The 24,662-nt window shown below is 71.0% G+C and carries 20 protein-coding genes; 8 read left to right on the top strand and 12 right to left on the bottom strand.

Features of this window, described 5'->3' with window-relative positions:
* Positions 1-147: 147 nt before the first annotated feature.
* Entirely contained in the window at positions 148-831 is a 684-nt protein-coding gene (locus ACFWCK_RS18240) for a hypothetical protein (RefSeq protein WP_378807216.1), read from the top strand.
* A 125-nt stretch (positions 832-956) separates the two neighbouring features.
* Here ACFWCK_RS18240 and rsmA read toward each other — a convergent pair whose 3' ends face one another.
* Positions 957-1,805, bottom strand: coding sequence for a 16S rRNA (adenine(1518)-N(6)/adenine(1519)-N(6))-dimethyltransferase RsmA (gene rsmA / locus ACFWCK_RS18235; RefSeq protein ID WP_233311329.1), 849 nt, complete (start codon positions 1,803-1,805; stop codon positions 957-959).
* Between the two features lie 36 nt (positions 1,806-1,841).
* On the opposite strand from rsmA, the gene ACFWCK_RS18230 reads away from it, so the two are divergent.
* The gene (locus ACFWCK_RS18230; RefSeq protein ID WP_233311330.1) at positions 1,842-3,125 is read left to right on the top strand and encodes an MFS transporter; all 1,284 of its coding nucleotides are present in this window, start codon (positions 1,842-1,844) and stop codon (positions 3,123-3,125) included.
* On the opposite strand, the gene ACFWCK_RS18225 is transcribed toward ACFWCK_RS18230, so the two are convergent.
* The 4 genes from ACFWCK_RS18225 to ACFWCK_RS18210 form a co-directional block, all read right to left on the bottom strand.
* Complete coding sequence (locus ACFWCK_RS18225; RefSeq protein WP_233311331.1) at positions 3,107-3,994, bottom strand: TatD family hydrolase; 888 nt, start codon at positions 3,992-3,994, stop codon at positions 3,107-3,109. The genes ACFWCK_RS18230 and ACFWCK_RS18225 overlap by 19 nt on opposite strands.
* 4 nt (positions 3,995-3,998) lie before the next feature.
* Entirely contained in the window at positions 3,999-5,576 is a 1,578-nt protein-coding gene (gene metG / locus ACFWCK_RS18220; RefSeq protein ID WP_378807214.1) for a methionine--tRNA ligase, read from the bottom strand.
* A 66-nt stretch (positions 5,577-5,642) separates the two neighbouring features.
* Positions 5,643-6,815, bottom strand: coding sequence for a serine hydrolase domain-containing protein (locus ACFWCK_RS18215; RefSeq protein ID WP_378807212.1), 1,173 nt, complete (start codon positions 6,813-6,815; stop codon positions 5,643-5,645).
* Between the two features lie 95 nt (positions 6,816-6,910).
* Positions 6,911-7,525, bottom strand: a complete 615-nt coding sequence (locus tag ACFWCK_RS18210) for a class I SAM-dependent DNA methyltransferase (RefSeq protein ID WP_378807211.1) — start codon at positions 7,523-7,525, stop codon at positions 6,911-6,913.
* Positions 7,526-7,644: 119 nt separating this feature from the next.
* Here ACFWCK_RS18210 and ACFWCK_RS18205 point away from each other — a divergent pair, with 119 nt between their 5' ends.
* Both ACFWCK_RS18205 and ACFWCK_RS18200 read left to right on the top strand, forming a co-directional pair.
* Positions 7,645-8,211: an RNA polymerase sigma factor gene (locus ACFWCK_RS18205; protein WP_378807210.1), complete on the top strand. Its 567-nt coding sequence runs from the start codon at positions 7,645-7,647 to the stop codon at positions 8,209-8,211.
* Positions 8,177-9,181: a CU044_5270 family protein gene (locus ACFWCK_RS18200; protein ID WP_378807208.1), complete on the top strand. Its 1,005-nt coding sequence runs from the start codon at positions 8,177-8,179 to the stop codon at positions 9,179-9,181. The genes ACFWCK_RS18205 and ACFWCK_RS18200 overlap by 35 nt, the downstream gene beginning before the upstream one ends.
* 287 nt (positions 9,182-9,468) lie before the next feature.
* Here ACFWCK_RS18200 and rsmI read toward each other — a convergent pair whose 3' ends face one another.
* Positions 9,469-10,284 carry a 16S rRNA (cytidine(1402)-2'-O)-methyltransferase gene (gene rsmI, locus ACFWCK_RS18195; RefSeq protein WP_233311337.1) on the bottom strand — a complete coding sequence of 272 codons (816 nt, stop codon included), beginning with the start codon at positions 10,282-10,284 and terminating at the stop codon, positions 9,469-9,471.
* Positions 10,285-10,307: 23 nt separating this feature from the next.
* Between rsmI and ACFWCK_RS18190 the strand changes: the two genes are divergently transcribed.
* Both ACFWCK_RS18190 and ACFWCK_RS18185 read left to right on the top strand, forming a co-directional pair.
* Positions 10,308-11,879, top strand: a complete 1,572-nt coding sequence (locus tag ACFWCK_RS18190) for a dolichyl-phosphate-mannose--protein mannosyltransferase (RefSeq protein ID WP_378807206.1) — start codon at positions 10,308-10,310, stop codon at positions 11,877-11,879.
* Position 11,880: 1 nt separating this feature from the next.
* Positions 11,881-12,843 (top strand): magnesium transporter CorA family protein, encoded by a 963-nt coding sequence (locus tag ACFWCK_RS18185; protein WP_378807204.1) that lies wholly within the window; start codon positions 11,881-11,883, stop codon positions 12,841-12,843.
* A gap of 3 nt (positions 12,844-12,846) precedes the next feature.
* Here ACFWCK_RS18185 and ACFWCK_RS18180 read toward each other — a convergent pair whose 3' ends face one another.
* The 6 genes from ACFWCK_RS18180 to ACFWCK_RS18155 form a co-directional block, all read right to left on the bottom strand.
* Positions 12,847-13,320: an Lrp/AsnC family transcriptional regulator gene (locus ACFWCK_RS18180; RefSeq protein ID WP_233311340.1), complete on the bottom strand. Its 474-nt coding sequence runs from the start codon at positions 13,318-13,320 to the stop codon at positions 12,847-12,849.
* Positions 13,321-13,322: 2 nt separating this feature from the next.
* Entirely contained in the window at positions 13,323-14,738 is a 1,416-nt protein-coding gene (locus ACFWCK_RS18175) for an amino acid permease (RefSeq protein ID WP_378807202.1), read from the bottom strand.
* A complete protein-coding gene (locus ACFWCK_RS18170) occupies positions 14,735-15,895 on the bottom strand; it encodes a histidinol-phosphate transaminase (RefSeq protein ID WP_233311342.1) in 1,161 nt (386 codons plus the stop codon). Before ACFWCK_RS18170 ends, ACFWCK_RS18175 begins: the two co-directional genes overlap by 4 nt.
* A 213-nt stretch (positions 15,896-16,108) precedes the next feature.
* A complete protein-coding gene (locus ACFWCK_RS18165; protein WP_378807201.1) occupies positions 16,109-17,878 on the bottom strand; it encodes a thioredoxin domain-containing protein in 1,770 nt (589 codons plus the stop codon).
* 135 nt (positions 17,879-18,013) lie between these two features.
* A complete protein-coding gene (locus ACFWCK_RS18160; protein ID WP_378807200.1) occupies positions 18,014-18,850 on the bottom strand; it encodes an aldo/keto reductase in 837 nt (278 codons plus the stop codon).
* Positions 18,851-18,920: 70 nt separating this feature from the next.
* Complete coding sequence (locus tag ACFWCK_RS18155; RefSeq protein WP_378807198.1) at positions 18,921-19,520, bottom strand: TetR/AcrR family transcriptional regulator; 600 nt, start codon at positions 19,518-19,520, stop codon at positions 18,921-18,923.
* A gap of 105 nt (positions 19,521-19,625) precedes the next feature.
* On the opposite strand from ACFWCK_RS18155, the gene ACFWCK_RS18150 reads away from it, so the two are divergent.
* Both ACFWCK_RS18150 and hrpA read left to right on the top strand, forming a co-directional pair.
* Positions 19,626-20,411, top strand: coding sequence for an SDR family NAD(P)-dependent oxidoreductase (locus ACFWCK_RS18150; protein ID WP_233311346.1), 786 nt, complete (start codon positions 19,626-19,628; stop codon positions 20,409-20,411).
* Between the two features lie 168 nt (positions 20,412-20,579).
* A complete protein-coding gene (hrpA, locus tag ACFWCK_RS18145; protein ID WP_378807197.1) occupies positions 20,580-24,629 on the top strand; it encodes an ATP-dependent RNA helicase HrpA in 4,050 nt (1,349 codons plus the stop codon).
* Positions 24,630-24,662: the final 33 nt, after the last annotated feature.

The following is a 24,662-nucleotide window of genomic DNA, read 5'->3' as shown; positions in this document are numbered from 1 at the left end:
CTCGCACCGGTCGCCGTGGCACCCCAGGATCGCTATGATGATCCGCCAACCGCGGACCGAGCCCGATCCGCGTCCGATCACGCTCGCCCGAGTGCGGATCCAAACCCGGCCAGTGCATTCGCCCGAGCGTGCGGCGACAGGATCGTCATGCACCGGCACCGGCGTGTACCGCTCGTCCTCACCGCGGCAGGCGTGCTCTGCGCGAGCATTCCCGCGGCCGCTCTGACGACGTCCGACCCCCATTGGTGGTTGTCCTGCTTCAGTCGGCTCGGCGCCATGGACGACGCCTCCAGCCTGCTCTTCAACGGCGGCATGGTCCTGACCGGCGCCGTGATCGCGCTCTCCGCGCTGCCTGTCATGCGCGGTCTCCGTGCGGCTTCCGCCGCGGGATTCCGGGCGCACAGCGCCGCTCCGGCCCTCGTGCCGCTGCTCATCGCGACCCTCGGGCTCAGCCTCATCCTCATCGGGGTGCTGCCGCTCTCGTTCAACGTCTTCGCGCACGAGCGCGCGGCCAACGGAGCGCTCGCCTCATCAGCGGGACTGCTGCTGCTGCATCGCCGCTATCTGCGGGGCCTGTCCCGGAGCCTGGACCGCATCGCGACGGGAGCGGTCGTCGTCCTGACTCTCGGCATGGCCGGACTGGTCGCAGGCCTGCTCACCCTGACGGTGTTCGAAGCGCTTGCGTTCGGCTCGGTCATCACCTGGCTGCATGCCCTCGAGACACGCGCGAAGCGATTGCCCACCGCCCCGGCGGTGTCATTCACGGCAAACTCTCAGCATTTGATCTTGTCCCCCATTTGGGGGACAAGGCCATCCGGTGTTACTGTCTAGACCTCAGCTGAGGAATGTCGACCGGGACTGGGGACTCGGCCGACATGAAGGTACCTCCAGTCGAAGTGAATGTGCCCTCTCGGGAACCCGATCCCGAGAGGGCACGACTTTGCCCTGGGGCGCGCTCAGGCGGCCGGCGCCGCCCGCGCGATGCGATGGTAGTCGTCGACGGTGAGGTCCTCACCGCGCGCAGTCGGTGCGACCCCGGCGGACTCGAGCACGGCCGACGCCTCGGCGGAGCTGCCGAAGATCCCGGACAGCGCCTGGCGCAGCATCTTGCGGCGCTGGTTGAACGCCGCATCCACGATCGCGAACGTGCGCAGGCGCTCCTGTTCCGATCCACGCGGCTCGGGATCGCGATGGAACCCGACGAGCAGGCTGTCGACGTTCGGCACCGGCCAGAAGACCTGGCGCGACACCGTCCCACTGAGCTTCCACGGCCCGTACCAGGCGGCCTTGACACTGGGCGTGCCGTAGATCTTCGAACCGGGCTTCGCCGCGAGGCGCTCGGCGACCTCGGCCTGCACCATGACGACGCCGCGCTCGAGGTAGGGGAAGGTCTCGAGGAAGTGCAGCAGCACCGGCACCGACACGTTGTAGGGCAGGTTCGCGACGAGCACCGTCGGGTTCCCCGGCAGTGCCGTCACGCGCATCGCGTCGGCATCGACCACAGTCAGCGCACCCTCGGGCACACCGCGGTCCTGAGCGGTCTGCGGCAGGCGCTCGGCGAGGCGGTGGTCGATCTCGACGGCCGTGACGCTCGCCCCCGTCTCGAGGATCGCGAGCGTGAGGGACCCGAGGCCGGGCCCGATCTCCACGACCCGCTCGGAGGGCTGGACGTCGGCGGCCTGGACGATCTTGCGCACCGTGTTCGCGTCGACGACGAAGTTCTGGCCGAGCTTCTTGGTGGGCGTCACATCGAGTTCGGCGGCGAGCCGGCGGATGTCGGCGGCGCCGAGCAGGGAGACGGTCATCTGACCATTGTCCCCTACGCTCGATAGTCTTCTCGGATGCCCCGGATCGGTGAACTCGTCGCGCCTCGGCGCATGGGCAGGGATTTCCGCTGGCTGCTCGCCTCCAGCTGGACCAGCAACGTCGGCGACGGCGTGGCGCTGGCCGCCGCTCCCCTGCTGATCGCGTCGATGACCTCGTCGCCGATCCTCGTCGCGTCCGGTGCGATCCTGCAGTTCCTGCCCTGGCTGGTGTTCGGCCTGCATGCGGGCGCGATCGCCGATCGCTTCGACCGTCGCCGGCTCGTCATGGTCGCGAACGCGGCACGAGCGGTGGTGCTGCTGGCACTGTGCGCGTTCCTGGTGACGGGCATGGCGAACATCTGGATCGTGCTGGCCTCCGCGTTCCTCTACGGGACCGCGGAGGTGTTCGTCGACACGGCAGGATCCACGCTGCTGCCGATGCTCCTGAAACCGGCCGACCTCGGTCTCGGCAACGCCCGTCTGCAGGCCGGGTTCCTCGTCGCCAACCAGTTCGCCGGTCCCCCGCTCGGTGCGTTCCTCTTCGCCGCCGGGCACGCGTGGCCCTTCCTCCTCGAGGCGGTGTGCGTGAGCCTGGCGGTCGTGCTGATCTCGCGCATCGCGCGCACACCCGTGCCGCCGCGCGACTCGATCGACGCGACCGGGGCCGATGCCGCCGCCCGCACGAAGGTGCACACCGACATCGCGGAGGGCCTGCGGTGGCTGTGGCGCAACCCGCCGGTGCGGATGCTCGTGGTCATCATCCTGCTGTTCAACGTGACCTGGGCCGCGCCCTGGGGCGTGCTCGTGCTGTACGCCACGGAGCACCTGCACATGGGCGCGGTCGGCTACGGCATGCTGACCACGGCGTCCGCGACCGGCGGGCTGCTGGCCACGCTGAGCTTCGGCTGGCTCGAACGCCACGTGTCTTTCGCCACCATGATGCGGGTCTGCCTGTCCCTCGAGGTGGTGATGCACCTCGCGTTCGCGCTGACGACGCAGGGCTGGATCGCGCTGCTGATCATGTTCGTGTTCGGGTTCTACGCGTTCGTCTGGGGCACGATCTCGACGACCGTGCGTCAGCGTCTCGTACCGCATGAGCTGCAGGGCCGGGTGTCGTCCGTGAACTCGGTCGGCGTGTTCGGCGGGATGGTGATCGGGCAGGCGCTGGGCGGAGTGATCGCGCAGGCGTGGGGGCTCACGGCCCCGTGGTGGTTCGCCTTCGCGGGCGCCGCGCTCACGCTGCTGTTCGTCTGGCGTCCGATCTCGCAGATCGTCTCCGCGCGCCCGGTGCTCGACGACGTTCAGGCGAACGAGCCGTAGACCTCGAGGGTGTTCGCGGCGATCTGCGCACCGAGCTCGTCGGCGTCGATGCCGAGCTCGGCCGCCATGAAGCGCAGGGTGAGCGGGATCAGGTACGGGGCGTTCGGACGCCCGCGCAGCGGCACGGGCGTCAGGAACGGCGCGTCGGTCTCGATCAGGATCCGGTCCCGTGGCGCGACCGCCAGCGCGTCGCGCAGGTTCTGGGCGTTCTTGAACGTCACGTTGCCCGCGAACGACAGGTAGTAGCCGGCGTCCGCGCAGACGCGCGCCATGGCCTCGTCCCCGGAGAAGCAGTGGAACACCGTGCGGTCCGGTGCGCCGATGCGCCGCAGCGTCTCCAGCACGTCGTCATGCGCATCGCGGTCGTGGATCTGCATCGCCACGCGGTGCTTCTTCGCAAGAGCGATATGCGCCTCGAACGAGGCGTGCTGGGCCGCGCGCCCCTGCTCCTCCGTGCGGAAGTAGTCGAGCCCGGTCTCGCCGATGGCGCGGGTGCGCGGGCGCGCCGCGAGCTCGTCGATCACCGCGATCGCCTCATCCAGGCGCCCCGCCTCGGCGTACGTCGGGGCATCGTTCGGGTGGATCGCGACGGCGGCGAGCACGCGCGGATCCGACTCCGCAGCGTCCACGGCCCAGCGGGACGACTCGATGTCGCCCGACGCCTGCACGACGCCGAGGACGCCGACCGCCTGCGCCCTGTCCAGCTGCTCGACGAGCGTCAGCGAGGACTCCCCGTCGGCGATCTCGAGGTGGCAGTGGTTGTCGTACACCGGCACCGCGAGCGGCTCCGGCGCGGCCGGGTAGCGCAGGTCCTTGCGCCCCTCGGTCGCGCGTTCGCGCACGTAGGTGTCGGGGGTGGCGTCGCTCACGCGCTCAGGCCGTGGCCTCGATGCGCGGGAACAGCGGCGCGAGCGTCTGCACGGCGGTGCCTGCGGGCAGCTGGCCCCAGCGTCCGGCCTCGCGCAGCGGCTGCGCCGACAGCGCGCCGAGGCCGCCCTCGGCCCCGAGCGCGGCCCACAGCTTGGCGGTCGACTGCGGCATCACCGGTGACAGCAGCGTGGCGAGTGCGCGCAGCCCCTCGGCACAGGTGTACAGCACGGTGCCGAGGCGCTCGCGCTGCTCGTCGTCCTTGGCCAGGGCCCAGGGCTCGTTGTCGGTGATGTAGCCGTTGAGCGCGTCGACGATCGTCCACACGTCGGCGATGGCCTCGTCGATGCGGAACCGCTCGACGGCGGCATCGGCGTCGACCGCGGCCTTCGCGACGAGCTGCTGCACCGCGAGGTCCTGCGCGGCGTACTCCCCCGCCGACGGCACGACGCCGTCGAAATAGCGCTCGATCATCGCGATCGTGCGCGACGCGAGGTTGCCGAACCCGTTCGCGAGCTCGGCCTGATAGCGCGCCGACAGATCCTCCCAGGAGAAGGATCCGTCCTGCCCGAAGGCGATCGCGGAGAGGAAGTAGAACCGGTACGCATCGGATCCGAAGACATCGGTGATCTCGGACGGGGCGATGCCGGTGAGCTTCGACTTCGACATCTTCTCGCCGCCGACGAGCAGCCAGCCGTGCGCGAACACGCCCTTCGGGACCTCGAGGCCCGCCGCCATGAGCATGGCCGGCCAGATGACGGCGTGGAAGCGCAGGATGTCCTTGCCCACCACGTGGTAGGCGGGCCAGCGGCGATCGAACGTCGCCTCATCGGATCCGTAGCCGACCGCGGTCACGTAGTTGAGCAGCGCGTCGACCCAGACGTAGATGACGTGCGAGGTGTCCCAGGGCAGAGGGATGCCCCAGTCGAACGTGGAGCGCGAGATGGAGAGATCCTTGAGGCCCTGCGAGACGAACGAGACGACCTCGTTGCGCGCCGAGTCGGGGCGCACGAAGTCGGGCTCGGTCTTGTAGAGCTCGAGCAGGCGGTCCTGGAACTCGCTGAGCTTGAAGAAGTAATTCTTCTCCTGGAGCAGCTCCAGCGGCTTGGAGTGGATCGCGCAGACCTTGAGGCCCTCGAAGGGGCCGGTGCCGTCGACGATCTCGGACTCTGGCTTGAACTCCTCGCAGCCCACGCAGTACAGCGCCTCGTACTCGCCGGCGTAGATGTAGCCCGCGTCGTAGAGCTTCTGGAAGAAGACCTGCACGTTGGTCTCGTGCCGCTCCTGCGTGGTGCGGATGAAGTCGTCGTTGGCGACGTCGAGGGTCGTCAGCAGCGGGAACCAGCTCTCGCTGACCAGCTTGTCCACCCACTCCTGCGGGGTCACCCCGTTCGCCGCGGCGGCGCGCAGCATCTTCTGCCCGTGCTCGTCGGTGCCGGTGAGCATCCAGGTGTCATCGCCCGACTGGCGGTGCCAGCGCGCGAGGGTGTCCACGGCGACGCTGGTGTAGCCGTGGCCGATGTGGGGCACGTCGGACGGGTAGTAGATCGGCGTGGTGATGTAGAAGGACTCGCCTGCGGGCATGCGTTCGATTCTAGGCGGGATGAGAGGGCCGGTTCGGACGATGACGGCGGCAGCGCACCGGCGGCCTCACGGCCCGAGGGCGACGACCAGTCGCGCGAAGACATCGGGCGCGGGCGCCTTCGACGACCCCGGTCCCTCGATATCGCTGCCGACGAGCACGATCACGGTCACGTCATGGGTGTCGTTGTGGAAGACGGTGGTCGTGTAGCCCGGGATGTCGCCGTCGTGGCCCCACCAGCCGTCGCGTCGGCCGATTCCGATGCCGTAGCCGCTGGTGTCGTTGTTGGGCGCGGGCGAGGTGAGGATCGAGTCGCGCCGCACCTTCTCCATCGCCGGGGTGAGCACGCCGTCCCCGGTGAACAGCGCGTGCGCCCAGCGGGTCATGTCGTCCATCGTCGAGACCACCTGCCCGGCCGCGCCCGCGAAGGTGGGCGTGAAGTGCGTGGCGTCCCGTGTCGTCGATCCGGTCGCACCCTGCGCGGTGACCCCGGACAGGCTCGGCGCCGGCAGCGCCGTGCCCGACGGGTACGACGACTGGGTCATGCCGAGCGGGTCGAAGATCCGCTTCTGGAACACGGTGGCGAGCGGTTCGCCGGTGACCTTCTCGATCACCTGCCCGAGGGCGATGTAGTTGGAGTTGGAGTACTGCCAGCCCGTTCCGGTCGGGAACGAGGCCGGCAGGGTCCGCACGCCGTCGAGGAGTTCCGCCGGGGTCCACGGCCGGGACGGATCGTCGAGGTAGGTCTGTGTGATCTGCGGATCCAGCGTGTACGAGGGGATGCCGCTGGTCATGTCGGCGACCTGCCGCAGCGTCGCGTCGCCATTCGGCAACCCGGGCACGTACTGCGAGATCGGATCGTCCAGAGAGACCTTCTTCTCCCCCACCAGCTGCAGCAGGATCGTCGCCGTCATGGTCTTGGTGAGGCTGCCGATCCGCGTGTGGTCATCGGCTGCGGGGGCCGCGGATCCGGCGCCGCTCGCGGTGCCGGTCGACCCGGTCCAGGTGCCGTCCGGGGTGATCACGCGCGCGATGGCGCCGGGGAAGCCGATCGCCGCGCGGGCATCGTCGAGGGCCTTCTGCAGCGCCGGAGCCGCGGGAAGGGCGTGCGCCGAGGCCGTCGGGCCCGGCGACCCGGCGCCGGGGGAAGCTCCGGAACAGCCCGTCAGCACGAGCATCGCGGCCGCGAGGGCCGTCGCGATGCCCTTCGGCACCCGTCGCTGCTGCACGATCCTGGACATGTCCCGCCGCCTTCCCGTTCCGACGCAGCCCACCCTAGGGCGCAGGTGTTCGTCCGAACAGAGACCTAGGCCCTGTCTTGGGCGAGGGCCAGGCGTCAGCGCCGCTCGGCGATCAGCGCACCGTGCGGGCGCACACTGCCGACGGCGCCGGGCTCGCGCTCGCGTCGTTCGACGTCGGTCACCGCGAAGCCCGCCGTCTCGAGGCGTTCGCCCAGGGCCGCGGCCGACCAGTAGTACGCCGGTGCGATCGCGTGCGCGAACCGCTCCCCCGGCTCGCCGTCGAAGAAGCCGACCAGGATCCGGCCGCCGGGGGCCGTCACCCGTGCCAACTCGGCGAGCACGGCCGGCAGCTCGTCGGGCTGCAGGTGGATGAGCGAGTACCAGGCGAGGATCCCGCCGAACGAGCCATCGGGGAACGGCAGCTCTCGCATCGACGCGGCCTCGAACCGGACCCCGGAGTGCCGTTCCCGGGCCGCGGCGAGGAACTCCGCGGAGATGTCGACCCCGACGACGTCGGGTCCGCCCTCGGCGAGGAAGGCGGTCCACAGTCCCGGCCCGCACCCGGCGTCGAGCAGCGACCCCGTCGTCCCGTCCCGCCAGCGCCCGATCAGCGCGACATCGGCACGCTCCATCTGGTCGAGGCTCCCGATCAGCGCGATGTACTCGGCCGCGCGTGCGTCGTAGGCCTCGGCGATCTGCGCATCCTGCATTTGTCCCCCGATGGTGGACACTACCCGTCGACCCTCCGTGAGGGCCATCTCCCCACGCACCTGACGCACGTGTCCTGTGCCATCGTGAACACGATCGGCCCCTGCGAGGAATACAGGATGTGAACAACGACAACACGGTGATCGCGAGATCGGTGACGGATCCGCCGGTCTTCGGCGAGATCTTCCACCGCCACGCAGGAGCGGTGCATCGCTATGCGGCCCGACGGGCCGGTGACGCCGTCGCCGACGACGTCACGAGCGAGACCTTCCTGATCGCGTTCCAGCGCCGCGCCCGGTTCGATCCCGCACGGGAGGATGCCCGGCCCTGGCTGTTCGGCATCGCGACGAACCTCATCCACCGCCACCGCATCGCCACCGCGCGCGTGCTCAAAGCGATGGAGCGCAGCGCACCGGAGCCGGCGACGACGCACCATCCCGACGAGGCGCTGGACGCGCAGCTCGCGGTCGGACGTCTCGCCGGGCGGATCCGCCGGCTCTCCACCGGCGACCGTGACTGCCTGCTGTTGTTCGCCTGGGCCGAGCTCTCGTACGACGAGATCGCTGAAGCCCTGCACATCCCTGTCGGCACGGTGAAGTCGAGACTCAACCGCGCCCGGCGCCTGCTCCGCTCCACACCTGAGGAGGGTGAAAATGGACGACCTGACCTTGCTCCGCAGTCTGCGTGACGACGTCGCCGAGCCCGACGCGGCCCGGCTCGCTCCCGCATATCTGAACCTCGAGACCGCGATGCGCGCGGCGGAGAAGAGGCCTGCATCCCGCGCACCGCGCCGCCGGCATCCGGTCCGGTGGGCCGCCGTCGGCCTCACTGCGGCCGCCGCCGTCGCCGCGGCGGTCGTCGTCGGCGGCGTGCTCGCCCCGCCGCATCCGCAATCGGCGAGCGCCGCCGCGATCGTGCTGCGCAAGGCGGCGGCCGAGGCGATCACCTACAGCGACCCTGCGGCGGGGCCGGGGCAGTATCTGAAGTTCCACACCCGCGCGGACTGGGCCAGCTACCAGGGCATGTCCGACGAGACGATGACGCGGCTGCCCTCCAACATCCAGAACGTCGACGTGTACATCCCGTCCGATCCGGGGTCGGACTGGGCACTGTACCGGGACTGGGAGCGCGGCGTGACGGGAGACGGCGCGTTCACCGCGGAGACGATCCACGCTCCGGGAGGCAGGTTCTACGGCGGCGCGTGGACGTCTCAGGATGTGACCGCGATCCCGACCGGATCCGGGGCGGAGACACTCGCCTACTTCGACGCGCAGTACCAGGGCGGATCGGCGAGCCGCGAAGAGGACGACTTCGTGCGGATCACGGATCTGCTGCGCACCTACCCGGTGCCGGCGACCGTGCGCGCGCGCCTGTTCGAGGCACTCGCGTTGATCCCCGGCACGACTTCGACCGACGGCGTCGCGAATCTCGACGGTCAGGTCGGCGTCGCGATCGGCCGCAACGAACCGCAGCGCTCGGGTGAGCGCCAGGAGATCATCATCGACCCTGGCACGGGGCAGGTCATCGGCGAACGACGTTTCTACCCGGCGGGTTCCGTGGCGGCCGGCGAGGAGCAGACCGTCCTGACCGCGATGTCCACGACGGTGGTCGACACCGTGCCGCCGGCGACGGCGCCCGCGCGCGACGAGAACGGCTGACCGGCGATGCGCCCGACACTCACCCCCGCCGCACTGACGCTGCCCCCGACGATCAGCGTGCCCGTGCCGCTCGCCGCCGTGCCGCCGTCGCCGCCGCTCCCGCGACGGTGACACGACGACGGGATCCGGTGCTTCTCGAAGGCACCGGATCCTGTCGCGTGCACGGGAACATCGCGTCCACAAGCCGTGCTCTCGGCGGGAGGCCGTGCTCTCGGCGGGCGAGCGCGACGGCGGATCCAGAGGGCGGCGAGCTCCAGCGGCGGCGGGTCGCAGCGCGCGCCAGCCGGTCAGCGGGCGGCGAGCGCGGCCTGATACAGGTCGCGGGAGCCGAGGCCCGTGGCCGCGGCGACCTCGGCGCACGCGTCCTTGAGGCGCACGCCCGAGGCGACCAGCGCCTGCACCTGCACCAGGGCGTCCTCCGGGGAGACGGCTCGTGGCGCGGCGCCCTCCACGACCACCACGATCTCGCCCTTCACGCCCTGCTCCGCCCATGCGGCGAGCTCGGCGGCTCCGCCCCGGCGGACCTCTTCGTAGAGCTTCGTGAGCTCGCGGCAGACCGCCACCCGCCGAGAATCGCCGAATGCCGCCGCCATGTCGCCCAGGGTCGCGGCCAGGCGCGACGGCGACTCGAAGAACACCATCGTGCGGGGCTCCGTCGCGAGCGCGGCAAGCGCCGAGCGGCGCTCTCCCGGCTTGCGCGGCAGGAAGCCCTCGAACGTGAACCTGTCGGTGGGCAGGCCCGATACCGCGAGCGCCGTGACCACCGCGCTCGGACCGGGGATCACGGTGACCGTCACGCCGCGCTCGGCGGCCGCGGCGACCAGCCCGTAGCCGGGATCGCTCACGGTCGGCATGCCGGCGTCGCTGAGCACCACGAGATCCTCGGTCTCGGCCGCCTCCGCGAGTTCGGCGGCCTTGGCCTTCTCGTTGTGATCGTGCAGCGCGATCAGTCTCGGCCGGTTCGCGATGCCGAGGCCCTGCAGCAGCCGCTGCGTCGTGCGGGTGTCCTCCGCGGCGATGATCGTGGCGTTCTCCAGCACCTCGATGAGCCGGCGGGACGCGTCGCCCAGGTTTCCGATCGGAGTGGCCGCGAGGATGATCACCCGCCCCAGCATAGGCTGAGCGGGTGACCGCGCCCCTGCTGCCCGGCGTCGACGCCCGGTACGACGACCGCCCCACCGCCTGGGAGCGGCTGCACGACGCGTGGCTCGGCGACCCGGTGCGCCTCCGGATGATCTCCTGGCTCGCGCCGGTGCTCATCACGCTCCTGGCCGGGGTGCTGCGCATCGCCGGCCTCGGGCACCCGCATGCGATCGTCTTCGACGAGACGTACTACGTCAAGGACGCCTGGTCGTTGTGGGTGCAGGGCTACGAGGGCACCTGGCGTGCCGGCGCGAATGAGCTGTTCGTCAAGGGTGACACGAGCGCGCTCGAGGACTCGGCTTCCTTCGTCGTGCACCCGCCTCTCGGCAAGTGGCTGATCGCGCTCGGCATCGCCGCTTTCGGTCCCGGATCCAGTTTCGGCTGGCGCATCTCGACGGCCATCATCGGCACGCTCACCGTGCTCGTCGTCTACCTGCTCGCCAAGGCGCTCACCCGCTCGATCGCGGTGGCGAGCCTGGCGGGCCTGCTCATGGCGGTCGACGGGCTCGGCATCGTGCTGAGCCGGATCGGCCTGCTGGACGGGATCCTCACCTTCTTCATCGCGCTCGGGATCCTGTTCCTCGTGTACGACCGACGCCGGACGATGCCACGGCTCGAGGACCGCGTCTCGCACGAGCGCGGCGATGACCCGACGCTCTGGGGCCGCGTGTTCTGGCGTCGCCCGTGGGTGCTCGCCGCGGGGCTCGCGCTGGGAGCCGCGACCTCGGTGAAGTGGTCCGGCGCCTACGTGCTGGCCGCGGCCGGGATCTACCTCGTCGTCACCGACGCGCTCGCCCGTCGCAGGGCCGGGGTCGCGCTGTGGCCGACCGATGCCGTGATCCGGCAGGGCGCTGCGAGCTTCCTGCTGCTCGTGCCGGTCGCCGCGGCCGTGTACGTCGCCTCGTGGAGCGGCTGGTTCCTCACCACGGGCGGATACGACCGCAACATCACGGACAACGTGCTCACGTCGTGGTTCAAGTACCACTCCGACATCCTCGCGTTCCACGTCGGCCTGACGTCCTCGCACCCCTATGCGAGCCCGGCATGGCAGTGGCCGTTGCTGATCCGGCCGACCGCGTTCTGGGTGGGCGGGCAGGATGCGCCGTGCTTCGGCACGGATCACTGCATCGGCACGATCACCTCGATCCCGAACCCGCTGATCTGGTACCTGGGCGTCGCCGCCGCGGTCTATCTGCTCGTGCGGTTCGTGCGCGGACTCGTGCTCCGCTCCCCCATGCCGTGGAGCTACGCGATCCCGCTCGTGGGGCTCGCCGCGACCTACCTGCCCTGGCTGGCTTTCCCCGAGCGCACGATCTTCCAGTTCTACACGGTGGTGATGGCGCCCTTCCTGATCCTCGCGCTCGCGCTCGCGCTGCGCGACATCGCCGGCCGGCGGAGCGATCCGAGGCACCGACGACAGTCCGGTCAGCGCACCGTGGCGATCATCGTGGTGCTGATCGTGCTGCTGAGCGCGTTCTTCTACCCGCTGTGGATCGGTCTGCCCGTGCCGTGGTGGTTCTGGCAGGCGCACAACTGGATGATCACCTGGATCTGACATGCGCATCCTGGACAGCATCGACGAATCCCTGATCGCGCAACTGCGCGGGCAGGGCGAGTTCTTCTGGCTCGACCTGGTCTCCCCCACCGCGGACGAGATCCAACGGCTCGGCACGCTGCTCGGCTGGCATCCGCTCTCGATCGAGGACACCCAGCGGATGGGGCAGCGCCCCAAGCTCGACGTCTACGGCGAGGGGGCGCTCCTCGTGCTGCAGGGCGCGGTCGAGCTGCATCCCGAGGACGAGAACGACCACCCGTTGGAGGAGGTGCACTGCCACCTCAGCGGCGAGTTCATCGTCACCGTGCACTCCGAGCGGTTCCAGGACCTGCGTCAGGTGCGCGCGCTGCTGCAGAACTCCACGGCGCCCAAGACCGAGCGCTACTACGTCTACAAGATCATCGACGTGATCGTGGACAGCTACTTCCCGATCCTCAGCGACCTCGACGAGGAGATCAACGGCCTCGAGGACGCGATCGTCGCCGGCGGCGGACGCAAGGAGCTGCAGCAGACCTTCGGCCTCAAGCGCCTGCTGCTGAAGCTGCGGCGGGCGGTCGTCCCGATGCGGGATCTGTTCGCCCGGCAGGCGGAGGTCATCACGGATCTGGCGGGGCTGGAGGCCGACAGCCACGACTACTTCCGCGACATCTACGACCACCTCATCCGGATCACGGACGAGATCGACGGCTATCACGAGATGGTCTCGGGATGCACCGACCTCTACCTGTCGACGGTCGCGAACCGGCAGGGCGAGACGTCGAAGCAGCTCGCGATCATCGCCTCGATCTTCCTGCCGCTGAGCTTCCTGACCGGGTTCTTCGGGATGAACTTCGACTGGTCGATCGCGCACGTGCTGTCCGGCCCGTGGTCGTTCTTCCTGCTCGGCATCGGATCCATGGTGGTCTCCGGCGCGATCATGTGGTGGTGGTTCCGTCACAAGGGCTGGACCGGGAACGACGAGTAGGGCTCAGCCGCGGGCAGCGTGCTCCACGAGCGGCAGCACCCGGCCGCTGAAGTGCGTGCGCATCGCGATCGAGCTCGCGGTGCGGGCGACGCCGGGCACCAGGGCGATGCGGTCAAGCACCTCCTGCAGCTGCTCCGCGCTGTGCGCGACGAGGCGCAGCTGCATGTCGCTCGCCCCGGTGACCGTGTACATGTCGACGACCTCCGGGATCGCCGACGCGAGAGCCCCGGCGACCTCGTCGTGCCCGACCTTCTGATCGATCTCCACCTGGCAGAACGCGGTCAGCGCGTATCCGAAGCCGCGCGGATCGACGCGCGGCACGATGCCCTCGATGACGCCGTTCTCGTGCAGCCGCGCCAGGCGGCTGGTGACGGTGCCTCGGGCCACGCCGAGCCGCCGCGCGCACTCCAGCACGGGCAGCTGCGGCGCATCCGTGAGCAGCTGGATCAGGGCCGCGTCGAGGGCATCGATGCGCATCGTCAGCTCCGGAACACGTCGTCCGCGCCGTCCTTGAGGACGCCGGGGCGGGACAGGCCACGGGTGAGGCGGGCGAGCACCACGAGCACCACGGTGAGGCCGATCGTCAGCAGCAGCTGCGTCCGCGCGCCCTCGTTCAGCATCGTGAGCAGGATGATCGCGCCCAGCAGCACGAGCGTCAGGACCGACAGCCACGGGAAGCCCCACATGCGCATCGGCAGCGCCGTGCCTTCGGCGTCGGCGCGGCGGCGCAGGATCAGCTGCGTGATCGCCGTCGCCGTCCACATCACCAGCAGCGTGGATCCCACCACGTTCAGCAGTGTGGGCAGCACCTGCTCCGGCCAGATCCAGTTCAGGATCACCGTGACGAAGCTGAACGCCACAGACGCCAGCACGGCCACGCGAGGAACGCCCGCCGCGCTCGTCCGGGTGAGCGCGAGGGGGGCGAGGCCGCGCTCGCCGAGCGAGAAAGCCATGCGCGAGGCGCCGTAGATGTTGGCGTTCATGGCCGACAGCAGCGCGACGATGACGATGAGGTCCATGACGAGCCCCACGCCGGGGATCTTCAGCGTGTCCAGCACCGCGGAGAACGGGCCGGCGAGCACCTCCTTGGAGTCCCACGGGAGCACGGCGACGATCACGAAGATGGATCCGACGTAGAACACCAGGATCCGCACCATCACCTGACGCACGATCCGGCTGATGTTGCGCGAGGGGTCGTCCGACTCGGCGGCCGCGATCGCGACGACCTCGGTGCCGCCGAACGCGAACACCACGATCAGCAGGGCACCCGCGATGCCCGCGATGCCGGTGGGGGCGAAGCCACCCTGATCGACGAGGTTGCCGACGCCGGTGGCCGGGACGCCCGGGATCAGCCCGACGATCGCGAGCACGCCGACGACGAGGAAGGCGATGATGGCGGCGACCTTGATCGCGGCGAACCAGAACTCGAAGCGGCCGTAGTTGCGCACGCCGAGCAGGTTCACGACGGTGAGGACGAGCACGAACAGCAGCACCCACGCCCACTCGGGAAGACCCGGGAAACGGTGCGCGACGATGCCGGCGGCGCCGGTGGCCTCGGCGGCGATCACGACGACGAGCTGGATCCAGTACAGCCAGCCCACGGCGCTGCCGACGCTGCGGCCCATGGCCTTCTGCGCGTAGGAGCTGAACGCGCCCGAGGACGGGTTGGCGGCCACCATCTCGGCGAGCATCGCCATGACGAGCACGACGATCGTGCCGGCCACGAGATAGGACACGATCACGGCGGGCCCCGCGATGCCGATCGCCTGTCCGGAGCCGACGAACAGGCCGGCGCCGATCGCCCCGCCGAGCCCCATCATGGAGATCTGCCGGCGGGTGAGCCCGGGATGCAGGCCCTTCGTGGTGGTCGTGGTCAGGGGCACTTCGGTGGTCATGCGGTCGCCTCCTCGCGAACGTCGGCGGTGGGGTGGGCGGAGTTCGTGATCACTGCGGCGAGCGCCGCCGCGACACGGTCGATGTCCTCGGCGGATCCTGCCGAGATGCGCACGCCCTCGCCGGGGAAGGTGCGGGCGACGACGCCGCCCGCATGCAGGAGCTCGTCGAGCTCGACGGCGCGCTCCCCCGCCGGTACCCAGACGAAGTTGGCCTCGGAGCGCACCGCCGGCCATCCCGCGGCGACGAGCACGTCATGCAGGCGGTCGCGCTGCGCGGCGACCTCGGCGATGCGCACGGCGAGCTCGTCCTGGGCGTCGAGCGAGGCGACGGCGGCGGCCTGGGCCAGGTCGGTCACGCCGAAGGGCACGGCGACCTTGCGCTGAGCGGCCGCGATCCCGGCGGGCGCGATGGCGTAGCCGATCCGCAGGCCCGCGAGGCCGTAGGCCTTGGAGAAGGTGTGCAGCACCGCCACGTGCGGGTGACGGCGGAACAGCTCGAGACCCGCGCCGCGTTCCGGATCGATCGCGCCGGGCGCGTCCGCGAAGTAGGGGGAGCCGTCGAAGTGCACGTAGGCCTCGTCGATCACCACGAGCACGTCGCGCGGCACCGCGGCCACGAAGCGCTCGAGCTCCTCCGGCCCCACGACGGTGCCGGTGGGGTTGTTCGGGTTGCACACGAAGATCAGGCGCGTGCGCTCGGTGATCGCGGCGAGCATCGCGTCGAGGTCGTGCCGGTGCTCGGCATCGAGCGGCACCATCACCGGGGTCGCTCCGGCGATCCGGACCAGCGACGGGTAGGCCTCGAAGGAGCGCCAGGCGAACATGACCTCGTCGCCCTCGCCCGCCATCGCGTGGATGAGCTGCGCGGCGAGTTCCACGGATCCGGCGCCGACGGTCACCAGCTCCGGGTCGACCCCGTAGCGCTCGGCGAGGCGGCCGATGATCTCCGGCGCGGCCATCTGCGGGTAGCGGTGGATCGATCCGAGCCGGTCTGCGACGGCGGAGACCACCGACGGCAGCGGCGGATGCGGGGACTCGTTCGAGGAGAGCTTCGAGGCGCCGACCGGAGCCGAGCGCCCCTGCTTGTAGGCCGGCACGGCATCCAGGCGCGCGTTGGTCGGCGGGGTGGCCGGGGGCGTGGTGACAGGGAGGGTCATCGTCGAGGCATCCTTGCTGCGGTTCGTGCGGCCGGTGGGGAGGCGCGTCGGGCGGCAGGGCCGGGCGGCGACGTCGCCGGGGATCCGGCCACTGTATCCGCGGCCGCGACTGCTGGACAAACGGTTCAGCAGCACCTGCGCATGTCGCACAGCCTGCCGCCCTGATGCGCGGTTCGCCTGGTCAGAATGTACAGCAGTCGAGGACTCCGACGGTCAGCGGGCGGTCGCCACGAGCGCGGGATCCGACACCGGCAGCAGGCAGACGAAGCCCCGGCAGTCGTGCACGACGCCGTCGATGCCGTCGCGCTCCTCGAACAGCGTGAAGCCGGCATCGGCGAAGGCCCGCGCCTGCTCCCGAGTCAGCACCGCGGTGAGGTCGGCGTCGGCAACGCGGGCGGCGGTCGCGAGGGGCCCGTGCGGATCCGAGGTCACGGCGACGATCTGCCGGGGCGGGCGGGCGAGTCCCGCAGCCACGCGCAGGAGCGCACCGGATCCGAACGGCTGTCGCAGCGCCTGACCCGCGCGCTCCGAGACCAGGACGGTGGCGCGCTCGCGGTGCTGCTCCCCTGCGCCGAGCCTCCATGCGGTCAACTCGGCCGCGGCCCGCGCGGACGTGCCGGAGGGCAGGTCGCCGTCGCCGCCGTCCGCGGAGGCGGGGATCGCGTGCGCGGCGAGCACCGGGTCGACGGACGCATCGGCGCTGAGCACCTCCAGCCCGCGCGTCGCCCAGCGCGCCTCCCCCGTGGCAAGGGCGAGGGCGAACAGCCCGTCCGCGAGCAGGGCGAGGTCGGCATCCGTGGCGACCGCGGCCGAGGGCGCACCGTCCAGCGAGGTGCGCACGAGGCGCCCGTCCGCGTCACGGTTCACCGCCAGCACGGTCTCCGCCGCGCGGACGGCCGCGTCGATCCAGGACTGCTCGCCCAGGGCGGCGCCGCCGCGAGCGAGGGCGGCGATCGCGAGTCCGTTCCAGCCCGCGATGATCTTGCCGTCGACGGCCGGCGACGACAGGCCCTCTCGCGCGGCCGCCGGGCGGCGGTAGTAGCCGCCTTCGCTGCGCTGCCCGTCGATCACGGACTCGGAGTCCTGCGCCGCGCCGAACCCGCCTCCGGGGCGCTGCAGCACGGCGAGCAGGAAGTGCGCGATGCCGCGGGCGACGTCCGCGCGGCCCGCATCGACGGCCACCTCGAGCAGCTGGGCGTTGTCGGTGAGCATGCGCTCGTAGTGCGGCACGGCCCAGTCCTGCTGCGTGGCGTAGCGGAAGAAGCCGCCGTCCTCGTCGCACAGTTCGGAGGTGGCCATCGCGTCGAGCGCACGCGCGACGACGTCGGTGCGCCCCTCCGCCTGCAGGAACCGCAGGGTCGTCGCGACGGGGAACTTCGGCGCCGTGCCGAAGCCGCCGTATCTCCGGTCCTCACGGCCGACGATCTCCTCCGCGGCCGCCGCGAGCGCGGCGTCGTCCGGAAGCGGCGAGGGATCCGTCAGCGCCGAGGCCTCCAGGGCCTCCGCCACCACGCCGGCCAGATCCTCCACCTCCGCACGGCGCTCGGTCCAGGCCTCGCGCACGGCCGCGAGCACGGTGCCGAACGCCGGAAGCTGCCCGCGGGCCACGGGCGGGAAGTAGGTGCCCGCGTGGAAGGCGCGCCCGGACGGGGTCGCGAAGACGGTGAGCGGCCAGCCCAGATCCTGCGTGAACGCCGACGCCGCCGCCATGTACGCCGTGTCGACCTGGGGGTGCTCCTCCCGGTCGACCTTGATCGAGACGAAACCGCGGTTGAGCTGCTGCGCCGTGGCCGGATCCCCGAACGACTCCCGCGCCATGACGTGGCACCAGTGGCACGTGGAGTAGCCGATCGAGATCAGCACCGGCACGTCGCGGCGCGCGGCCTCGGCGAACGCCTCGGCGCCCCAGGGGTACCAGTCCACCGGGTTGTCGGCGTGCGCGCGCAGATAGGGGCTGCCGGTGCCGGCGAGGCGATTGCTCATGGCCTCACGCTACGCCGGGCAGGACCGCTCCATGGTCGTGGAGCGAGCGCAGCGAGACGAAACGCGGCGCCCTTGCGAGGCGCCGCGTTTCGTCGCGGTCGGCTTCGCCGTCCTCACTCGACGACCAAGCGATGGTCAGTTGACCTCGTCGGGGTGCGAGGCGACGCGGCCGGATCCGTCGCCAGGGTCGAGGGCCGAGATCGCCGCGAACTCGATGTCGCTCAGGGCGAAGTCGAACACATCCAGGTTCTCGCGCAGGCGCTCGGCGCGCACCGACTTCGGAAAGACGATGTTGCCCTTCTGCAGGTGCCAGCGCAGCACGACCTGTGCAGGGCTCTTGCCGTGCGCAGCGGCGGCATCCGCGACGGCCGGGATGCCGAACAGGTCGTACTTGCCCTGACCGAGCGGACCCCACGCCTCGATCTTGACCTCGTGATCGCGCGCCCAGGAGCCGACCTCGCGCTGCTGGTAGGCGGGGTGCAGCTCGATCTGGTCGACCGCGGGGGTGACGCCGGTCTCGGCCACGATCCGCTCCAGGTGCGGCACGAGGAAGTTCGAGACGCCGGCCGAACGCGCCAGCCCCCGGTCGCGGATCTCCACGACCTTCTCCCAGGCGTGCACGTAGTTGTCCCTGGCGGGGGTCGGCCAGTGCACGAGGTACAGGTCGACGTGGTCGAGGCCGAGCTTCTCCAGGCTCTCCGCGACGGCCGCATCGGGCGCGTCGCCGTCGTGGCGGTCGTTCCACAGCTTGGTCGTCACGAACAGCTCGTCACGCGGGATGCCGCTCTTCGCGATGGCGGCACCGACCCCGGCCTCGTTGCCGTAGATCGCGGCCGTGTCGATGTGGCGGTACCCGATCTCGAGCGCCTCGCTGACCGTGCGCTCGGTATCGGCCGGATCGACCTTGAAGACGCCGTAGCCGAGCTGGGGGATCGTGTGGCCGTCGTTGAGCAGGATTCCGGGGATCGTCATGGTTCCACCCTAGGTTCCCGCACGGAACCACGGGCCGGCCTCACCGCGCTCGGTCTTGAGCGACAAGCGCTCAGCGCCTCGGGGCAAGCGCCGCGTAGGCACGGGCGGCCAGCGCCGCCGGGGATCCGCTTCCGCGCACCGGGGCCGTCGACCACGCCCACTCCTCGAGTCCGATCCGGATCGCCTCCGTCGCCGCTGCGGCGAGCACCCGGGCGGCGAGCCGGTCGCTCTCCCCGCGCTCGGTGATGAGTGCGACGAGACGCTCCTCGGACTCGTGGTTGACACGGTGCCAGACGGCCCTGAGCTCGCGGTCCTCAGCGAGCGCGCGCAGCAGCGGGCGCATGCGGGCGAGCCCCTCGGCATCCTCCGCGGTCGCCGGGGTCAGCTGCGCGGCGAGCACCGCGGGGATCGCCACGGCCGGCACCTCCTCGGCCTCCTCGAGTGCCGCCTGCCACCGCGCGGCGCCGATCTCGAGCACCGGGGCGACCGCGTCCTCCTTGGTCGGGAAGTAGCGGTAGAACGTGCGCAAGGAGACTCCGGAGGCCTCTGCGATCTCGGCCGCGGTCACCTGCGCGACGCCGCGCTCTGCGAACAGTCGCGCCGCCTCCGCCGCGATCTCGCCGGCGGTCGCGGCCTTGCGACGCGTCATGAGTCCGGTGCGGGTCTGCATGCTCCGAGCATACGGGAATACCTTCCGTTTCATGGTGTTATGTGTCAATATGACACGTTGTGCCATTCAGGCACGACAGGACTTCCAAAGGAAGAAGGATTCGACATGAACCGCTATGAAGGTCGCCGCGCTCTGGTCACCGGCGGCGGATCCGGCATCGGTCAGGCGACGGTGCTGCGCATGCTCGCCGAGGGCGGACGCGTCGTGGCCGCCGATGTCAGCGCCGCCGGTCTCGCCGACACCGTCGCGAAGGCGGGAGACGCGGCCGATCGCCTCACCGCGATCGAGGTCAACATCGGCGACGAGGCCTCCGTCACGGCAGGCGTCGCCGCGGCGGTCGAGGTTCTCGGCGGCCTGGACGTGCTGGTGAACGCCGCGGGCATCCTGCGCTCCTCGCACACCGCCCAGACCACGCTCGACCAGTTCCAGCAGGTCATCCAGGTGAACCTCGTCGGAACCTTCCTGATGATCCGCGAGGCGATCCCCGCACTGCTCGAGGGCACGGACGCGGCCGTGGTGAACTTCAGCTCCACCTCGGCGATGTTCGCGCACCCCTACATGGCCGCGTACGCGGCGAGCAAGGGCGGTGTGCAGTCGATGACGCATGCGCTGGCGGCGGAGTACGCCAAGCAGGGCATCCGCTTCACCGCCGTGCAGCCCGGGTCGATCTCCTCCGGCATGACCGACGGATCCGGCCAGAGCGGGCAGAGTCGAGGCCCGGGCCTTCCCGAGGACGCCGACATGAGCCTTTTCATGAAGCTCGCCCCGGCCATCGGCCAGGGCTTCGCGGGCCCCGAGTCCGTGGCCGGGGTGGTCGCGATGCTCGCGAGCGCCGACGGCGCCTTCATCACGGGCACCGAGGTGCGCATCGACGGCGGCACCCACTTCTGAACGGCGCCCGGGACGCTCGCGGCGTCCCGGCTCCACGACCCCGCGGCATCCGTCCGACCCGAACGGATGGATGCCGCGGCACCATGTCCGCGGTCGGAGCACCGGGACGGGATCGGTCCCGCCGGACCAGCCCGGCACGCGCGCTCGTCCGCGATAGGCTGGAGGGCTATGTCTGCGCCCGTGATCACCTATCCGCCGGAACTCCCGGTCAGCGCCGCGCGCGAGGAGATCGCCGCGGCGATCCGCGACCATCAGGTGGTCGTGGTCGCCGGCGCGACCGGATCCGGCAAGACCACGCAGCTGCCGAAGATCCTGCTCGAGCTCGGCCGCGAGCGCATCGCGCACACCCAGCCTCGGCGGCTCGCCGCGCGCACGATCGCGGAGCGCGTGGCGGAAGAGCTGCACGTGCCGCTCGGCGGGCTCGTCGGATACAAGGTGCGGTTCACCGACCAGGTCTCGGACGAGACCCGGATCGCGCTCATGACCGATGGGATCCTGCTCAACGAGATCCACCGCGACCGGCTGCTGCGCCGCTACGACGCGATCATCATCGACGAGGCGCACGAGCGCTCCCTCAACGTCGACTTCCTGCTCGGGTACCTGCACCGGATCCTCCCCGAGCGGCCGGATCTCAAGGTCGTCATCACCTCGGCCACGATCGATCCGCACAGCTTCGCGAAGCACTTCGCGGACCGCGACGGGGAGCCGGCGCCGGTGATCGAGGTGTCCGGGCGGACCTATCCGGTCGAGATCCGGTACCGCCCCCTCGTCGACGAGGAGGCCACGACCGCCGAGCCGGCGAAGCCCGCCAAGGGCGCGAAGTCCGAGCCCGAGGACGAGGTCACCGCGATCGTGCGAGCCCTCCGTGAACTCGACCGCTCCGAGCGCGGCGACGTGCTGGTGTTCCTGCCGGGCGAGGCCGAGATCCGCGACGCGGCCGACGCGATCCGCGGCGCCTATCGTTCCCAGACAGCGCCGGTCGAGGTGCTCCCGCTGTACGGACGACTCTCGGCCGCGGAGCAGCACCGGGTGTTCGAGCCGTCGACCGTGGCGGGCCTGCGCCGCCGCGTGATCCTCGCCACGAACGTCGCCGAGACGAGCCTGACCGTGCCCGGCATCAAATACGTGATCGACACCGGCACGGCCCGCATCTCGCGCTACAGCAGCCGTTCGAAGGTGCAGCAGCTGCCGATCGAGGCGGTGTCGCAGGCGTCCGCGAACCAGCGCTCCGGACGTGCGGGGCGCACGAGCGCGGGAATCGCGATCCGCCTGTACGGCGAGGAGGACTTCGACAAGCGTCCCGAGTTCACCGAGCCCGAGATCCTGCGCACCTCGCTCGCCGCGGTGGTGCTGCAGATGCTGAGCCTGGGTTTCGGCGACATCGCGGAGTTCCCGTTCCTCACTCCCCCGGAATCCCGCGACGTGCGCTCCGCACTCGACCTCCTGGTCGAGCTCGGCGCGGTGCAGGTGCCGTCGAAGGCCTCGGGATCCCGCGCGGAGGAGGCTCCGCGACTCACCCGGATCGGCCGCGACATCGCACGCATGCCGATCGACCCGCGCTTCGCCCGCATGCTCGTGGAGGCGGCCAGGACGGACGTGGTCGCGCCGGTGCTCGCGATCGTCGCGGGGCTGTCGATCCAGGACGTGCGCGAGCGCCCCTCGGCGGATGCACCGCAGGGCGTGCGCGACGAGGCCGAGCGGATGCACGCGCGCTTCGCGGACCCGACGAGTGACTTCCTGTCGATCCTGAACCTGTGGAACCACCTGCGCGAACAGCAGAAAGAGCTCGGATCCAGTGCGTTCCGCCGGCTCTGCCGCTCGGAGCACCTGAACTACGTGCGCGTGCGGGAGTGGTTCGACGTGCACCGGCAGCTGCGGACGCTCGTGCCCCGCAAGGGGTCGTTGAGCGAGGACGCGCGCAGCGCGACCGAGACGAAACGCGGCGATCTCGCGGGGGACCGCGTTTCGTCTCGCTCCGACTCCGTCGGTGCTCGCTCAACGACCCCGACTGATGCCGATGCCGTGCATCGCGCGATCCTCGCCGGTCTGCTCAGCCAGATCGGGATCCTCGACGAGCGCAACCTCGCCAAGGGCCCGCCTGCGAAGGGCGGGCAGAAGGATCCGAAGCGGCGCATCGCGGAGTACCGCGGAGCCCGCGGGATCCGCTTCTCGCTGTTCCCCGGATCCGCCCTGCGCAAGAAGGCTCCGCGTGCCGTCATGGCGGCGGAGATCGTGGAGACGTCGCGCACGTTCGCGCGCACGGCGGCCGCGATCGACCCGGCGTGGGCGGAGGCACTGGCGGGAGACCTCGCCAAGCGGCAGATCTCCGAGCCGCACTGGTCCAAGGAGTCGGGCGCCGCCGTCGCGTACGAGAAGGTGACGCTGTTCGGCGTGGAGATCGTGGCCCGTCGGCGGGTGCAGTTCGCGCGCATCGACCGGCCCGCGGCGCGTGAGCTGTTCCTCCGGCACGCCCTCGTGGAGGGCGAGTGGGATCCGAGCCGGATCGACAAGCGGGTCTCCGCGTTCTGGCGCAGTAACGCCGAGCTGCGCAAGCGCCTCGAGAAGCTCGAGGAGCGCGAGCGGCGCCGCGACATCCTCGTGGGCGACGAGGCCGTGTTCCGGTTCTACGACGAGCGCATCCCGACCGATGTGTTCGACGTGCGCTCGTTCGAGGCGTGGTGGCGCGACGCCCTGACGACGATGCCGAAGCTGCTCGTGATGCGCGAGGGCGACCTGATCGACGACGCAGATCGTGCCGACAAGCAGGACTTCCCGACGCGCTGGGCCCAGGGCGATCAGATGCTCGGCCTGGCCTACCGGTTCGAGCCCGGTGCCGCGGACGACGGCGTGAGCGTCGTCATCCCGCTCGCGCTGCTGCAGCAGGTGCGGGACGCGGGCTTCGACTGGCAGGTGCCGGGGCTGCGCGCCGAACTCGTGACCGCGCTGCTGCGAGCGCTGCCGAAGGCGATCCGGCGGCACGTCGTCCCCGCCGCGGACTGGGCCGAGAAGTTCGGCGCCGAACTCGCCGCCGAGGGACCCGAATCACGCCAGGGCCTTCCCGGCCGGAGCCTGGGCGAGGCGCTCGCGCGTCTCATCCAGCCGCTCGCGAACCAGCCCATGTCGGCCGCGGACTTCGACCTGGAGCGGGTTCCCGCACACCTGCGGATGAACTTCCGTGCGGTCGACGAGCGCGGGCGCGTGGTCGGATCCGGCCGGGATCTGACCGCGCTGCAGCGGGATCTCGCGGACCGGTCGCGGGCGAGCGTGGCCCGTTCGATCGAGCGGGCGCCGGGCCCGGCCCGCCCGGGACGCGGTGCGGCGGCGGTCGCGGCCGCCTCGGCGCCGACGGAGCGCGACGGCATCACGACCTGGGACGTCGGCGACCTGCCGGAGGTGCTGGACACGCGCGTGGCGGGCGGCGTCGTGCGCGGCTATCCCGCCCTCGTGGATCAGGGCAGATCCGTCGCGCTGCGGGTCGAGGCGACCGCCGAGGCGGCTCGGGCCGCCACGCGCGACGGTGTGCTGCGGCTCGTGCTCCTCGGGATCCCCTCCCCCGCGCCCTACGTGCAGCAGCATCTGACCAGCCCGGAGAAGCTCGCCCTCGCCGCCTCGCCGTACCCGAACGTCGCGACGCTGATCGAGGACGCGCGCGCGGCGGTCGCACGGGCGGCGATCGACCGTCTGACAGAGGGGTCGGGCGTGGTGCGCTCCGAGGCCGACTTCACGCGCGTGCGGGACGGCGTCTCCGCGGTCGTCGTGGACGAGCTGTTCGCGCTGGTGTCGCTGGTCGCGAAGGTCCTCACGAAGGCCCGCGAGGTCGAGCGCGCGATGAAGGGCCAGAACTCGCTCGCGCTGCTCGGGCCGCTGAACGACATCCGCGGTCAGCTCGGGGGGCTGGTGACGTCCGGCTTCGTCTCGGGCGCGGGCGTGGAGCGCCTCGCCCACTACCCGCGCTACCTGGACGGGATCCTGGATCGGCTGCGCACCCTCGCCGATGCCCCGGGCAAGGACCGCACCCGGCAGAGCGAGTACGAGCGCATGGCACAGGCCTACGCCGACGCCGGCGGCGCGATCCCGCTGACCGCGGGCACCGAGCCCCGACTCGTCGAGGTGCGCTGGCTGCTCGAGGAGTACCGCGTGAGCCTGTTCGCGCAGCGCCTGGGCACCGCGCAGCCGGTGTCCCCGCAGCGCATCGTGAAGGCGCTCGCCGGGAAGTGACCCCCAGGGTGGCGTTGCTCTCGATCCGCCCCG

This window comes from Microbacterium sp. NPDC060117 (genome assembly GCF_042729315.1).
In the GTDB taxonomy this organism is placed as follows: domain Bacteria; phylum Actinomycetota; class Actinomycetes; order Actinomycetales; family Microbacteriaceae; genus Microbacterium.
This window is presented reverse-complemented; position numbering and strand designations above follow the sequence as displayed.

Excerpts from the sequence above, each read along its gene's own strand:
- ACFWCK_RS18240 (WP_378807216.1), top strand. The coding sequence starts at position 148 with ATGCACCGGCACCGGCGTGTACCGCTCGTCCTCACCGCGGCAGGCGTG.
- rsmA (WP_233311329.1), bottom strand. The coding sequence starts at position 1,805 with ATGACCGTCTCCCTGCTCGGCGCCGCCGACATCCGCCGGCTCGCCGCC.
- ACFWCK_RS18230 (WP_233311330.1), top strand. The coding sequence starts at position 1,842 with ATGCCCCGGATCGGTGAACTCGTCGCGCCTCGGCGCATGGGCAGGGAT.
- metG (WP_378807214.1), bottom strand. The coding sequence starts at position 5,576 with ATGCCCGCAGGCGAGTCCTTCTACATCACCACGCCGATCTACTACCCG.
- ACFWCK_RS18215 (WP_378807212.1), bottom strand. The coding sequence starts at position 6,815 with ATGTCCAGGATCGTGCAGCAGCGACGGGTGCCGAAGGGCATCGCGACG.
- ACFWCK_RS18210 (WP_378807211.1), bottom strand. The coding sequence starts at position 7,525 with ATGCAGGATGCGCAGATCGCCGAGGCCTACGACGCACGCGCGGCCGAG.
- ACFWCK_RS18200 (WP_378807208.1), top strand. The coding sequence starts at position 8,177 with ATGGACGACCTGACCTTGCTCCGCAGTCTGCGTGACGACGTCGCCGAG.
- ACFWCK_RS18185 (WP_378807204.1), top strand. The coding sequence starts at position 11,881 with ATGCGCATCCTGGACAGCATCGACGAATCCCTGATCGCGCAACTGCGC.
- ACFWCK_RS18180 (WP_233311340.1), bottom strand. The coding sequence starts at position 13,320 with ATGCGCATCGATGCCCTCGACGCGGCCCTGATCCAGCTGCTCACGGAT.
- ACFWCK_RS18175 (WP_378807202.1), bottom strand. The coding sequence starts at position 14,738 with ATGACCACCGAAGTGCCCCTGACCACGACCACCACGAAGGGCCTGCAT.
- ACFWCK_RS18170 (WP_233311342.1), bottom strand. The coding sequence starts at position 15,895 with ATGACCCTCCCTGTCACCACGCCCCCGGCCACCCCGCCGACCAACGCG.
- ACFWCK_RS18165 (WP_378807201.1), bottom strand. The coding sequence starts at position 17,878 with ATGAGCAATCGCCTCGCCGGCACCGGCAGCCCCTATCTGCGCGCGCAC.
- ACFWCK_RS18160 (WP_378807200.1), bottom strand. The coding sequence starts at position 18,850 with ATGACGATCCCCGGAATCCTGCTCAACGACGGCCACACGATCCCCCAG.
- ACFWCK_RS18155 (WP_378807198.1), bottom strand. The coding sequence starts at position 19,520 with ATGCAGACCCGCACCGGACTCATGACGCGTCGCAAGGCCGCGACCGCC.
- ACFWCK_RS18150 (WP_233311346.1), top strand. The coding sequence starts at position 19,626 with ATGAACCGCTATGAAGGTCGCCGCGCTCTGGTCACCGGCGGCGGATCC.
- hrpA (WP_378807197.1), top strand. The coding sequence starts at position 20,580 with ATGTCTGCGCCCGTGATCACCTATCCGCCGGAACTCCCGGTCAGCGCC.